Origin of the sequence: Xylanibacter ruminicola (genome assembly GCF_900107775.1) — a bacterium.
GTDB classification, from domain to species: domain Bacteria; phylum Bacteroidota; class Bacteroidia; order Bacteroidales; family Bacteroidaceae; genus Prevotella; species Prevotella ruminicola_C.
The window spans coordinates 1-14,126 of record NZ_FNRF01000005.1; the positions used below are offsets into that span (position 1 = coordinate 1).

General features: G+C 48.6%; 9 protein-coding genes. 2 read left to right on the top strand and 7 right to left on the bottom strand.

From position 1 onward, the window contains the following. Position 1 precedes the first annotated feature (1 nt). Positions 2-721 carry an alpha/beta hydrolase gene (locus BLU97_RS12270; protein ID WP_081352916.1) on the bottom strand — a complete coding sequence of 240 codons (720 nt, stop codon included), beginning with the start codon at positions 719-721 and terminating at the stop codon, positions 2-4. 324 nt (positions 722-1,045) lie between these two features. On the opposite strand from BLU97_RS12270, the gene BLU97_RS12275 reads away from it, so the two are divergent. Further along, entirely contained in the window at positions 1,046-2,167 is a 1,122-nt protein-coding gene (locus BLU97_RS12275; RefSeq protein WP_074761849.1) for a DUF418 domain-containing protein, read from the top strand. Positions 2,168-2,261: 94 nt separating this feature from the next. Beyond that, on the top strand, positions 2,262-3,104 hold the full coding sequence (locus BLU97_RS12280; RefSeq protein WP_074761850.1) for a LytR/AlgR family response regulator transcription factor: 843 nt from the start codon (positions 2,262-2,264) through the stop codon (positions 3,102-3,104). On the opposite strand, the gene BLU97_RS12285 is transcribed toward BLU97_RS12280, so the two are convergent. The 6 genes from BLU97_RS12285 to BLU97_RS12310 all read right to left on the bottom strand — a co-directional run bounded on the left by BLU97_RS12285 (position 3,101) and on the right by BLU97_RS12310 (position 14,125). Further along, positions 3,101-3,775 (bottom strand): ABC transporter ATP-binding protein, encoded by a 675-nt coding sequence (locus tag BLU97_RS12285; protein ID WP_013064157.1) that lies wholly within the window; start codon positions 3,773-3,775, stop codon positions 3,101-3,103. The two genes, BLU97_RS12280 and BLU97_RS12285, sit on opposite strands and share 4 nt — an antisense overlap. A 23-nt stretch (positions 3,776-3,798) precedes the next feature. Beyond that, the gene (locus BLU97_RS12290) at positions 3,799-6,150 is read right to left on the bottom strand and encodes an ABC transporter permease (RefSeq protein WP_175456381.1); all 2,352 of its coding nucleotides are present in this window, start codon (positions 6,148-6,150) and stop codon (positions 3,799-3,801) included. 135 nt (positions 6,151-6,285) lie between these two features. Beyond that, positions 6,286-8,649, bottom strand: a complete 2,364-nt coding sequence (locus tag BLU97_RS12295; RefSeq protein WP_074761851.1) for an ABC transporter permease — start codon at positions 8,647-8,649, stop codon at positions 6,286-6,288. Positions 8,650-8,668: 19 nt separating this feature from the next. Continuing rightward, positions 8,669-9,223 (bottom strand): DUF3836 domain-containing protein, encoded by a 555-nt coding sequence (locus BLU97_RS12300; protein ID WP_033149576.1) that lies wholly within the window; start codon positions 9,221-9,223, stop codon positions 8,669-8,671. 155 nt (positions 9,224-9,378) lie between these two features. Continuing rightward, complete coding sequence (locus BLU97_RS12305) at positions 9,379-11,733, bottom strand: ABC transporter permease (protein ID WP_074761853.1); 2,355 nt, start codon at positions 11,731-11,733, stop codon at positions 9,379-9,381. Positions 11,734-11,746: 13 nt separating this feature from the next. Then, the gene (locus tag BLU97_RS12310) at positions 11,747-14,125 is read right to left on the bottom strand and encodes an ABC transporter permease (protein ID WP_074761854.1); all 2,379 of its coding nucleotides are present in this window, start codon (positions 14,123-14,125) and stop codon (positions 11,747-11,749) included. Position 14,126: the final 1 nt, after the last annotated feature.

The window sequence follows — 14,126 nt, forward strand, 5'->3', positions numbered from 1 at the left end:
TTTATTTTGCATAAAACATAAGATATTCCTCCAAATGAGCTTTGATATAATCAATGGTATGATGTCCTTCGTTTAAATGATTCTGAACCAGAACGCCACGGACTGCCAATCTTTCTGCCAGTTGCGCACATCCTCGATAAAATCCACCTTCGTCCTCACTTCCTGCATCAAGATAAATCTCCATAGTTAAAGGCAAAGTACACTTCTGAACCAGGAAAAGCGGATTATTTGCTTTCCATTGCTCACTGGTTCCGAAATAATGCAGGTCGTCATCATCCAATACGTCTTCGATGGCAGGCATGTGACCGCCTACTCGCTCAAATAAATAAGGATGGCGGAAAGCGTAGTTCAAGGCAATGAAGCCTCCAGCCGAAACCCCTCCAATGCAACGTACACTCGTTTTGTATTTTTTCTCTACAATTGGCATCACCTCGTTAAAGAAATAATCTTCGAAAGCACCTAATCCTAGCGCATCTTCCATCCTTGGGCAGACAATTAGCATTGGTTTTACCCTGCCATCGGCAATCATTCTGTCTGCAACGGTTTGTATATCCAAAGCATGAATAATAGACTCGTCGCCACTACGCCCGTGCATAAAATAGAGAACAGGTAATCCCTCGCAAAAATTGGTTGGCACATAAATCGTAACAGCCATAGTCTTACCTAGAGTTCGGCTTTGTATTTCTATTGTATCAATTCTTGATTTAATCATCCTCTTCATAATTATTCAATTACAAAACTAGTTAGCGTGCCAGCATTCCTTCAAAAATGCCATCCACGGCCATGCCGCACTCATAAATTCATGAAACTGCTCCATATTGTTACTCTTTTAAAATAAATCTTTTATGGTTTCGACGGTGCAAAAATACATAGAATTATCCTACAATCCAAATTTCTGGGATATTCTGCATATAAATGTGACGAATGTAACAGTTTACCATGCATCCCATTCGTCACTAATATGTACCGAATATCCCAAATGTTTGGCGGAACAGATTTTTTTTCATATTTTTGCGGTCGAAAACTTAATTAATAACAGATAAAAATGGAATTCTACAAAACTCGCCAACTGGCGAACACGCGTATTGATGTGGCCGATGCCTTGAGAGGCATTGCGGTGGCTGGCATCATTCTGTATCACTCGGTTGAACACTTCAACATCTTTACCCAGGAGCCCATTGTACATACGTTGCCTACCGATCAGGGGATAGCCGATGTGCTGGCCTGGCTGCTTAGCGGTAAGATGTATGGTATCTTTGCCATGCTGTTCGGACTGAGCTTTTTTATCATGAACGATAACCAGCAGCAGAAGGGGAAGAATTTCTCGGGAAGATTCGCCTGGCGCATGTGTCTGCTGTTTTTGTTTGGTGTGGTAAACGTAGCATTTTACGATGGCGACATACTGATGCCTTATGCGCTTTACGGACTGATGCTGATACCTATCAGCTATCTGCCATCCAAGTGGGTATGGGCCATCATCGTGCTGCTGGCCATCCAACCGGTTGAGCTATTCTGTCTGCTTACGGGACAGACAATCGACCACAGCACCTTGTGGGAGCTGTATGGACAGATTAACAGTGCACACGAACATGGCACGTTCTGGCAGAACACACTTACCAACCTGCGATATGGTTTTGAAGTGAATATGCGATTCAACGTGTTCAGCGGTAGAATGACGCAGTTGCTGTGTTTGTTTATCATAGGTATGCAGTTAGGGCGCCAGCGCATGTTCTACAACGAGGGGCGCAACCTGCAGATATGGCACCAGCTGTTGTGGCGCTCGGCCCTGGTGGTGGTTGTAATGAGTATTGTGGATTATAGTGAGATAGCCTCGTGGCTGAACCCTATCTACAATCTGACTATATTGATGATGATTGTGTCGGCCATCGTTTCGGCATGGTATGCTTCCGAGGGTGTGCGTAAGGTGCTGCACCATCTGTGCATCTTCGGTAGGATGAGTTTGACCAACTACCTGCTGCAGTCTGTTATCGGATGCTTTATCTTCTGTGGCTACGGCCTGGCATGCTATCGATGGCTGGGTATTACCTATGCCGTGATGATTGGTGTGGGTATGGTGATGGTGCAGTACCTGTTCTGCCGCTGGTGGTTCAGCAAACATCAACGTGGACCACTAGAAGGTCTCTGGCGTAAGCTAACCTGGTTATAAAATTACCAAAACATTTGGTAGTCTCGGCAAATATATGTACCTTCGCACCGTTTTATTGTAATGGTAGAAGATGAATCAAGGACGAAAAGAAACAATGATGACCCGCATAACCAGTGTAAGCTTTGTGGCCGTGGCACTGGCTGTTTTCAAACCCTTCGGGCTCGACACCTGGCAGTGGCAGGCCTATATCCACTTGCTGGCCATCTGGGCAATCGGCGTGGCCGTGTGCATCATTGTTGATTTAATTCTGAAGTATATCGTTCGCATGCCGCGATCGTTTAAGAAAGGTGTGGGCTATATCATCCGTAGAAACCTATGGTTCCAGTGTATCAACACCCCGCTGGTGTCGCTGGCCATCTGCCTGTATCGCCACTTTGTGATTAACGAATACGTGGCGGGCAACCAGCTTTCGGTGGTTAACTACATCGAGACGCTGCTGATTATCGCTTTCTGCTCGTTTACCATCGGACTGTACTGGCGCTTTAAGTTCCGCAGCAAGTACCTGGCTGTAGAATTGGAAGAAACACGCCAGCTTAACGAACAACTGAAAAAAATTACAGCTTCGGCACCACAACCCAGCAACGAAACAAAAGCCCCTGATACCGTAACCCTTACAGGCAATACTAACGATACGATTGAACTCAACATTGCCAACCTGCAATATATCGAGGCTGTTGGTAACTACGTAAAGGTATGCTATATGCGCGATGGCGAGGTACACACTGATATGCTACGCGCCACTTCCAAACAGATGGAGGACGACCTGAAAGCCTATCCTATGATTGTACGCTGCCATCGCGCATTCTTAGTAAATCTGGCTCAAGTAGAGCAGATTATCTCTAACGCGCACGCCATGCAACTTATCATGAAGCATACTAACGATGCTATACCGGTATCGCGTAGTAATATGCAAGGCGTAAAAGAGGCTCTTTCTTAGAGTGTTACCTCAGGCACAACCTGACCATCGAGCAGGTTGATGGTGCGCTGGGCATAACCGGCGTCACGCTCCGAGTGGGTTACCATAACTACGGTGGTACCTTCCTGATTCAGTTGGGTAAGCAGCTGCATCACCTCAAGTCCGTTCTTTGAGTCGAGGTTACCAGTGGGCTCGTCGGCGAGGATAATCTTAGGATTCATCACCACGGCACGGGCGATGGCCACACGCTGCTGCTGACCGCCTGAAAGCTGCTGGGGGAAATGGTGGGCACGATGGCTGATGGCCATGCGGCGCAGTACCTCCTCGACCCTTGCCTTGCGCTCCTTCTTGGGCACACCCAGATAAGTGAGAGGCAACTCTACATTCTCTTCAACATTCAATTCATCAATCAGGTTAAAGCTCTGGAACACAAAGCCAATCTGGCCTTTACGCACCTTGGTGCGCTGACTTTCCTTGAGCGAACCCACATCCTGACCATCCAGCAGATACTGGCCGCTGGTAGGATTATCCAGCAATCCCAGAATGTTAAGTAAGGTTGATTTACCACAGCCCGATGGACCCATGATGGCCACGAACTCGCCTTTCTTTACTTCGAGCGATACACCGCCCAATGCAACGGTCTCCACCTCTTCGGTACGGAACACCTTCTGAATGTTTTCTAACTTAATCATAATACTTTATTGTTTTAAATTTACTATTCGTTTTTGAGATAATCAACAGGATTGCTGCTGGCCACACGATAGCAGCCAATGCAAACCACCGAGAGGATAACCACCACTACTGCCAGGGCGCAAAGGCCGAAGAGTACTGGCGACAGGACAGCCTTTTCGCTGAACTGCTCTAACCACAAGCGCGATACATACCAGCCACCGATGGCACCGATAACCACTGCAGGCAAAGCCAGGCGCAGAATGTCGCGGATAAAGAGCTGCAGCACATCGATGATATGGGCACCGTTCACCTTGCGCACGGCAATCTCCTTCTGTCGGCGAGCCAACTCACCTGCCAAATAACCAATCAGTCCGATCAGGGCGATAATGAGTGCTACCAAGCCACCAATCATCACAGTACTGCGGAAGCGATGGGCATCGGTATAAAGCTGGGTCATCAACATGGTATAGGGGCGCATGGCTACATCGGGATTCTCGGGAATCAACTCGTGCAAGCGCTTGTTAGCGGCATCGAGCGCATCCATATCGTGGAAACGCACGGTGATATGGTGGGTGTACCTCATATGCTGGTCGTAGAAACAGATGCTAGGACGCGTGTCGGGATAGGTGATACTGCCGATGCGGGGATCGTCGAACACACCCACGATGGTGTAAGGACCTTCGTAAGAGGTACAGATGACCTGCTTGCCTACAGCCTGATCCCAACCAGCCAACTGCTTCATCTTCTCTTCGAACTTACGACTTACCATTGCCTCGCGCATGGTGTCGGTCTGCTGCGTAAAGGTTCGACCAGCAATCACGGGTATGCCCATCACCTCGAAGTAGTCGTCGCCCACATCAAACAGGTCGGCCACATTCATGTACTCCTTGTCATCGCCTGGCAGGAAGATGTTATCACCACTCTGCATCTCAGGCAGGTAGGCATAAGATGTGGTAACACCTTTCACACCCGACAGTTTTTTGAGCTCATCAACCACCAGTCGTTTCTCTGTCAACGAGAGCTCGTCGGTATTGAGATCGGCCAGGGTGGAATAGTCGTAACCTGGATTATCGTTCACCATCAGCTGATACTGGCGACCTACTACCAGCAACAGCACAAAGAGGAAGGTGGCCGAAGCGAACTGCAAACCCAACAACAGCATTTTCCACGCACGGTGCGAATGGTTGTAATGCTTAAAGGCGGCAGTCATGGGGATATGGGTATAGGCCCAACCGGGCACCAGCCCAGTGATGACCAGCACTACCAGACAGGTAAGGGCGATGAACCCGATGTTATGACCTGTAGTAAGGATGACCGGTAGTGGCGTGCCCGTAAGCTCCTGGATGGTATCCTGGAAGATGAACAGCAAGCCTGCGGCCAGTGCCAGCGACAACAGCAGGTGCAGCACACTCTCGGTCATCACGCGACCATAGATATTACGCACCTCGGCACCATAGCAACGGTGCACAGCCATCTCACGAGCACGGCGACTAATGCCACCAATCACCAGCAACAGATAGTTCATCACCGCACAGCCAATCAGCACCATGGCCAGCAACGATACAATCCATATCATGCGACGTGTCGCATCGTCCTGTGTATGATAGTCGGCCAACGGACGCAGCGAGTAGTCGAGATCCACACCAGCTTTCTTCAGTTCGTCGGCAGGCAGGTTATCACGGCGCATCTTCGCAATCTGTGCTTTCAAATCGTCGGGAGTGATTCCCTTGGCCAGGCGCACATAGCCGAAGTAGCGGTCGTTACCCACCCAGTTGTCGCGACCATCCCAGGTTATCTGGGGCAGTGTGGGCATAGATACCAGCACCTCCAAGTCGTGCAGGCGGCTGTTCAGCGGGATATCCTCGTAGATACCGCCAATAGTAAGTGCCAGATTGCCGCGCTTATTATAATACACCTTTTTACCAATCACGTCGCCACCCAGTTTCTCGGCTATCGACTGCGGAATCATGCAGTAGTTAGGCTGACTGAGCGTCTTCTTAGGATTACCTGCCAGAATACGGTAGGGAAACACATCGAAGAAACAGCTATCGGTAAAGAAGAAATTGGTACGTATGCGCTTATCGTCTTCGGTTACCAATGGCAGGTCCCAACCAAAGCCTGTGTAACGGGTGGCAGCCTCGACCTGGGGGCAGTAGCGCTTCAAGCCGTGAGCGATAGCACCCGATGTTTGTGAGTAATGCTGATATTCGCCATCGCGAATCACATCCTCGTAAAGCACATAGATGCGGTCGCTCGTATCGAAGTCTTTATCCCACGACTGCTCGAAGCCAGCCTTGCCAATCAGTACGATACCCGTAGCCAGACCTACAGCCAGACAGAGAATCTTGATCCAATTGTGCTGACCACGCTGATTGAGAGATTTGATTACGTTCATATTCATTATTTGTTGATGTTTACGCTGCAAAGATACGGCTATTAACCAATATCTGCAAGCTTTTTGCAAGGCCAGTAGGCGGTATGTCTAAACATTATACGGTTCACTGTATGATTTTTATACACTTGCCACCAGTTACTCGGTTTTAATGCTCTCAACCGGGTTGGTACGCACGGCTTTGATAATCTGGATGCTAACCGAGAGTACAGCTACCAGCAGGGCAAAAGCACAGGTAACAGCGAATATCCAAGGACTCAGGCTGATGCGATAGCTGAAGTTGCTCAACCAGTCGGTCATCACGTACCACGACAGCGGGATGGCGATGACAAACGATACCAGCAATGGTGCACAGAAGGTACGCAACATGAGCGTCATCACCTCGTGCGAGGTTGAACCCATAATCTTGCGGATACCAATCTCCTTCTGTCGCTGACGGATAAAGAAGAGCGACATACCGATGAAGCCCATCACCGAAATAACGATAGCCACAATGGTAAAGAGCGAGATAATCTTCAGCGTGTTCTGCTGGTCCTCGAAGGTGTTGGCAATGTTTTCCTCGAGCGACTGCACATACCACTCCATATCAGCCTCGGGCACACCTTGTTCCTTCAGCATATCAATAAAGGCGGCCTTGGCCTGCTTGTCGCCATTGGTCTTCACCAGGAACGAAGGATAGTTGAATGTATCCGTAATTCGGATGGCGAACGGATCAACACCTTTCAGCACGTTGACACGATGGACATCGTAAAGCACACCCGCGATAGGATTCTTATTCTCTCCGCCCCAGGAAATCTCTTTGGTGCTGTCGGCATATTCCATCTGGCGCATGGTTTCCTCCGTCAGATAGTAACCGTCGCTGGTTAATCCATAGTCTTTTTTCTTCTTAAAGCCATAAAGGTCGTAGGCGTTTTTGTCAAGTTCGATCAGGTAGATGGTGACGAGTTTTTCGTCGCGCCTGATACTGCGCATGCTACTGCTACCACCTGCCAGCGAGGTATGCGAGAACGTACCTATCTTCTCGACAAAAGGCATCTTCTCCAGGAGGTTTCTTACCGTCTGATCCTTACCTTCGGGCGCTGAGACAACAAACATATTCTCAGTATTGTAACCCAGCGGTGCATGAATCAGATGGTTGAGTTGCAACCAAATCACAAGCGCCGAGGTAAGCATCACTACCGTAACTACATTCTGCAGAATGATAAATATTTTGCCCAGCACCATCTTGGAACGGAAACGGAAACTACCTTTCACGATGTCGATAGGCTGGAAACGTGAAATCTGCCACGAAGGCATGATGCCCGAGATGATACCCACCAATAGGATGAAAGCGATGCTAACACTAACGGTACCCAGACTGATGTCGCCAGCAAGGTCGATCTTACCCTTAAACAAATCGATAGCCTCATCCTGCAAGGCAAAGGCTAAAGCCAGACCGATGGCAAACGATACGGCTACCATCAGGGTCGATTCAGCAATCAGCTTCAGCGAGATATCCTTTTGACTACTACCGAAGAGTTTTCGGGTGGCCATCTCCTTGGCACGGAAGCCCGTATTGGCAACAGTCAGGTTGATATAGTTGCTGATGGCAAAGAACAGGATGGCCAACACGGCAGCAAGCAGGATGTGAAGTCGCGTCTTATCGCCTTTCAGCATGCCCGTGCCATTGTTCTGCGGTGCAAACATCACGTCCTTGAGTGGCGTAAAAGTCAGAGGATTCTCATCCCACTTACCATAGTAATTCTTTGACATATAATCGGCGATGATAGCTTTCTTGCTGTCGAGGTTTGCACCTGGGCGCAGCATCAAGAACACCTTACTACAACCATGGGGGCCGTAGGCCATTGTATAGTTCTCGAGCTTGTAGCCCATCACCTGTGGATAGCGCTGCATGTTCACGATAATCTGCGTTTCGTTAGGCAGTACCGTATGGTCGAAATTCTTCGCTACAGCACTAACGGTATATACCAGTGTACTGTCGTAAGGGTCGTCATGCCCGATACGTACATGGCGTTCGCCGGTAATCTGCACCGACTCGCCAATGGGGTTCTTATCGCCAAACAAGCGCTTGGCCAGTCGCTCTGTAATCACGCACTTATCGGGTTTATCAAGTGCATAACGCTTGTTACCCTGTGTCAACTCATAGTCGAAGATGTTGAAGAAAGAAGAATCAACCAACAGGATACTACTCTTGTCGTCGCCATCTTCTATCACCCTTTCGCCATATTTTATCTTACCACTCTGGCTCATCACGGCACACGACTGCTCCACTTCAGGACACATGGCCTTGATATCGCCACCTGCCTGTGGCCACATAAAGAAATAGTCCTGATTACCTACCAGAACGATTCGTTCGGCCTGCTTATGCCACGAGTCGATAGTAAACTGGCGCCAGGTATAGTCGCCCAGCAGGATGATAAACATGAGTGACACTACAAGCCCTACCACATTGATTAATGTGTAGAGCTTGTTGCGTGAGAGAAAACGGAAATAACTCTTCATTTTTTATTCTTTATTTTTTTTATTTCTGTGTAAGATAATAATCCATGTTCAGCGTATGACTCTCAACAGGTGCCTGCCACTCCAGTTGCAAATCGGTTTTGCTGCGCTGACGGGTGTAACAAGCCACGCTGGCGATGCTTTCATCGGGCATCAGGGTATAGGTAATCTTACCTACGGGCTCGTCGAAGTCGGCCTTCTTCTTGTTCCAGCGACTATAGGTGGCGGTGTAGAATCCGGCATCCAGCGAGTAGCTGTGGCGACCTGCGCACTGCCACTGGTTCTTGCGCCATACGTACTTAGTACGACTGGTAAGCATGCCATCGGCAGCATAGTTGTACTGGTAGCGGTAGATGGGCTTCAGGGTGAAGTTACCCTTGCGCTGGGGCTGTTCCTGATATACCACCATCGTAGCAATCTTACCATCGGCATCACGATCAGCATTGTAAACAAACTCTGCGTCGTTAGCTTGAGAGACTGTGTCGAAAATCTTATCGACTGTTGCAGATGTCATTACTTGTGCATTTGAGGTCAGAGCCATCAGGCACATCATCGAGCTAATCATAAACTTTTTCATAATCGTACTTATTTTTTTGTTAATACTTTGTTTTTTAATTTTCACATTGCAAAGTTACGATCATTTCATATTATATGCAAGCTTTTTTGAGTGCCCGGAGGCCGTTCGTCTAATCTTTATACACACTATCGTATGATTTATTTACACCACCCTGATTATTCGGTTTTGATACTCTCAACCGGGTTGGTACGCACAGCCTTTATTATCTGGATACTGACAGAAAGAACAGCTACCAGAAGGGCGAATGCACAGGTGACGGCGAATATCCATGGGCTGAGACTGATACGATAGCTGAAGTTGCTTAACCAATCGTTCATCACATACCACGACAGCGGGATGGCGATCACAAACGATACCAACAACGGCGCACAGAACGTACGCAGCATGAGCATCATCACCTCGTGCGAGGTAGATCCCATAATCTTACGGATACCTATATCCTTCTGTCGCTGTCGGATAAAGAAGAGCGACATGCCGATAAAGCCCAAGACAGATACCACGATGGCGATGAGCGTAAAGAGCGTGATGAGCTTCAGCGTATGCTGTTGGTCCTTGAAAGTCTCAGCAATGCTCTCCTCAATACTCAGCACTCTTTCTTCTCCAGAGTCATCCAGCTTTTTCATCATCTCCTCGAAGGCAGCCTTCGCTTTTTTATCGCCACTTGTCTTCACCAGAAACCAAGGGAACTCTTTGTCCTTCTGTACGCGGATGGCAAAGGGTTGTATCGGCGAAAGCACATTGATAGAATGGAACTCTTCGAGTACTCCCGTGATCTGATCTTTTCCCCCATCATACCAGCCTATTTCACGTGAATCAAATTTATTGTCTAACTGCCGTAATGCCTCATCATTCAGATAAATGCCATCAGCACTAGTTCCATGATTATGCCTGACCTGCAGTCCCAACAGTTCGAAAGCGGTCTTGTCCATATCCGTCTCAAACAAAGATACGAACTTGTCATCACGCACAATGACATAAACACCAGTATGAAACTGGGTGAATGTGGAACCACTAAAAGTTCCGATCTTCTCGACAAAGGGCATCTTCTCCAGCTGACTTCTGACAACCTGCTCCTTCCCTTCAGGACTGATGATGTAGAAGAGATGTTCTGTGTTAAAACCAAGGGGAGCATGGATAAGATGATGCAACTGAAGCCAGATAACCAAACTGGCAGTAAGCATCGTAACGGTAATGACATTCTGCAGAATGATGAACACCTTGCCCAGCACCATCTTGGAACGGAAACGGAAATTACCTTTCACAATATCAATGGGCTGATAGCGTGTCATCTGCCATGAGGGCAGTAAACCAGAAACGATACCGACCAACAAGATGCCTCCAAGACAGATACTTACACTTACGATGTTGATATCATCTATGATGGCAATCTTACCCTTAAACAGATTCATCGCATCATCCTGGAAACTGAACGCCAATGCCAATCCTATAGCGAAAGAGAAAGCTACCATCAACGTTGATTCGCCAATCAGTTTCCACGCGATCATATGTTGACTACTACCGAAGAGGCGACGAGTGGCCATTTCCTTGGAACGGAATCCCGTATTTGCTACAGTCAGATTAATATAGTTGGTGATGGCAAAGAAGAGCAGAGCAAGCACGGCTGTAATCAAAATATGCAGGCGTGTTTTGTCGCCTTTCTGCAGTCCCTTTCCATCATTCTGAGGTGCAAACATCACTTCTTTGAGCGGCGTTACACTCACCTTATATTCTCCGAAAGGAATGAAATAGTTATTGACTATATAGTTATCAATGGTTTTCTTCTTGTTATCGAGAGTCATCCCTGGACGGAGCATGAAGAACACCTTGCAGGCCCCTGCATTACTGAAGGCATAGGAGTAGCTAGGAAACTCAGAACCCAGCATCTGCGGATAGCGTTTCATATTAGCAATGATCTGCGTCTCGTTAGGCAGCACTGTATGGTCGAAGTCCTTTGCAACGGCACTAACGGTATATACCAACGTGCTGTCGTAAACAGTATTTCCTGGTTCCACATCATACTCGCCTACAATCTGTACTGATTCGCCAATAGGATTCTTATCTCCAAACAGTCGGTGAGCCAGTCGTTCTGTGATGACACATTTATCTGGGGAGTTTAAGGCTGTTTGACGACTTCCTGTCTCCAACTCAAAGTCGAAGAACTGGAAAAAAGTGGAGTCTGCCACCATGATGATGCCATTTTCGTTTTCGCCGTCCTTCGCCTCCTGCCGACCATACTTGATTTTTCCCCTCACACTCATCACACAGCATTTCTGCTCTATCTCAGGACACATATCCTTGATTTTCTCTGCTGCCTGAGGCCACATGGAGAAACTCGTCTGATCACCCATCAGCACGATACGATCGGCATGCTGGTGCCACGAGTCGATGCTGTACTGGCGCCAGGTGTAGTCGCCCAGCAGGATGATAAACATTAACGACACTACAAGCCCTACCACATTAATTAATGTGTAGAGCTTGTTGCGCGAGAGGAATCGAAAGTAACTTTTCATACGGTTTTATGGTTTATTCGTTCTTAATGTTGTTGATAGGATTCTCGGTGGCGGCGCGCCATCCCTGCAGGGCGGCAGTAAGCACATTTACTACCAGCACGATGATCAGCGAGAGTACCAACGGCGTGAACTGCATCTCTACATGCAAACCTGATATACTGCCTGCCGTAGGTGCCAGCCAGTAAGCCAACGGGATAGCAATGATGGCGGCTACCAGCGACTGTACAAACACGGTTCGTAACAGGTGCAGGGTGATACTGCTTACTTCGGCACCAAACACTCGGCGCACGGCTATCTCGCGCCTACGCTGACCCACAAAGTAACTGTTCATCGCCATCAGTCCCAGGATCGCTATCAGCAAAGCTACAAACGTAAACACGGTAAGCACACTCAGGAATCGCTCGTAATCCTCGTACCATTCCTGATGTTTCTGTTCAAGCGAATGGGCCTCGGGGGCTTCATGACCAGTGAGTTCCTGGAACAAGGTTTTCATCTTTGCCTCTACCCGCTCGCGATCGCCATGATATTTCACAATCGTCATACGTGGCGAGCCGTACATGCGCTGCACAAAACTGGTGCTATCGTCGCGATACTCATCAACCTTATCTATCAGGATAGGCGTGGGATGCATCTCCTCGTTCATCACGGTCTGGTAAATGATATCGGGATAAAGCGCTGCGATATGGAAGCTCATATTGCCACTATTAGTCACAACCTCTTTGGCATCATCGCTCTTACCAAACTGGCGCAGCAACTGGTGGTTCACACCTACTCCATTATCCGAATAAGTCTTCTCAGGATGCAGGTTCAAGATATTGAAGAAACAACTGTCGCCCATGAAATAGCGCATACTTACCACCGTACCATCGTCGGCCTGGGTGGTGTTGTTCTCCAGGAAATCGAGCGGTGTACCATAGCCATAGCCCACGCCATCAACCTCGGGCATCTGCAATAACTTCTGGCGATAGGTCTGGCGCTGCGTCAAGCTCAGGTTATTGATACCCCAGGTTTCCAGGATATTCTCGTAATCATAACCCAAGGGCTGATGCATTTTTTCACGGATGTTGCCACTCAACAGCAGGGTAACGGTGAGCATCACGATGGCAAACACAGCCTGAATCACCATCAGCACATGGCTCCAACGCTGACGAACACGACGTCGGAATGTACCACGAACGATATCGATAGGCTGATAGCCACTGAGTATCGAGGCGGGCACAAAACCTGCCAGCGCGCCTACCACAGCGATGATGAGCACAAAGCCGATGATTGTAACGATGCCTGTATCCTTCAACAGATCCATCGGACAGGCGGCCATCTCGATAGCCTTATCCTGCAAGGCAAGGGCAACCAGATAAGCCACACCAAAAGCAATGGCTGTAAAGAAGATGCTCTCGCCTATCAGCTTCAGGAATACCTGCAAACGCGACAGACCTAACAGGCGACGTGTAGCCATCTCCTTCGAGCGCTCGGTGGTGAGCGACACACTCAAGTTGACATAATTAAAGATGGCGAACACCAGCACTAACAGGGCTATCACCACATAGAGGTGAGCCATATCGCGATTGCCGTGGTTCAGGTCGCCCGACTGGAATGAACATTCCTTGGCGTCGTAATACAGATTGGTCAGCGATGTAAGCACCACCTTCTTAACAGCCTCCATGCGATAGAGCCAGAAGAAGGTCTTCATATACTCGCGCATGGCATCGGCCTTACTGCGCAGGTCGGCACCCTCTTTCTCCATCAGAAATAGCACCGTACTGCCGGCATTGGTCATCTCCTCGGTATAAGCCGAATAGTTAAAATGCTTATGGCTTTCGAGGTTCACCACGCACTCATGACTGCTGGGGATGACAGAGCGGTCGAAATCGTCCATCACACCGCTGATGGTATAGGTAACATGCCCGTCGGGATCGTTCTTATCACCCAGCACCACCTCCTTACCTACCGCATCGCCCTCGGGCCAATAGCGCTCGGCAAAGCTCTTGCTCACCACCATCTGGTTGGGAGCCTGCAGCACCTTGTGCTTGTCACCTGTCAGCAACGGGTAGTCGAAAAACTCAAAGAAGTTAGGCGCCACCACCAGGATTTTGGTTTTGGCCTCCATGCCACGGATATCGAAGGAGGCATCATAACCAGAGACAGCGCACCAGGCTTCGATTTCAGGGAAACGGTCCTGCAATTTCTGTCCCACACGGAAGTGCGACATGGTAAACTCCTCGTTGCCCAATGCGAAGATACGCTCGCCACGGGTCTGGTAGTTCTCTACTGATGTCTGACGGTAGATCAAATCGCCCAACAGAAGCAGGAAGGCCATCGAGAGGCACAAGCCTACGATATTAATGATGGTAAAGAGTCTATGGCGACTCAGAAACTTAAAATAGCTTTTCATA

Coding starts and splice junctions, on each gene's coding strand:
- BLU97_RS12270 (WP_081352916.1), bottom strand. CDS start 721: ATGAAGAGGATGATTAAATCAAGAATTGATACAATAGAAATACAAAGC.
- BLU97_RS12275 (WP_074761849.1), top strand. CDS start 1,046: ATGGAATTCTACAAAACTCGCCAACTGGCGAACACGCGTATTGATGTG.
- BLU97_RS12280 (WP_074761850.1), top strand. CDS start 2,262: ATGATGACCCGCATAACCAGTGTAAGCTTTGTGGCCGTGGCACTGGCT.
- BLU97_RS12285 (WP_013064157.1), bottom strand. CDS start 3,775: ATGATTAAGTTAGAAAACATTCAGAAGGTGTTCCGTACCGAAGAGGTG.
- BLU97_RS12290 (WP_175456381.1), bottom strand. CDS start 6,150: ATGAACGTAATCAAATCTCTCAATCAGCGTGGTCAGCACAATTGGATC.
- BLU97_RS12295 (WP_074761851.1), bottom strand. CDS start 8,649: ATGAAGAGTTATTTCCGTTTTCTCTCACGCAACAAGCTCTACACATTA.
- BLU97_RS12300 (WP_033149576.1), bottom strand. CDS start 9,223: ATGAAAAAGTTTATGATTAGCTCGATGATGTGCCTGATGGCTCTGACC.
- BLU97_RS12305 (WP_074761853.1), bottom strand. CDS start 11,733: ATGAAAAGTTACTTTCGATTCCTCTCGCGCAACAAGCTCTACACATTA.
- BLU97_RS12310 (WP_074761854.1), bottom strand. CDS start 14,125: ATGAAAAGCTATTTTAAGTTTCTGAGTCGCCATAGACTCTTTACCATC.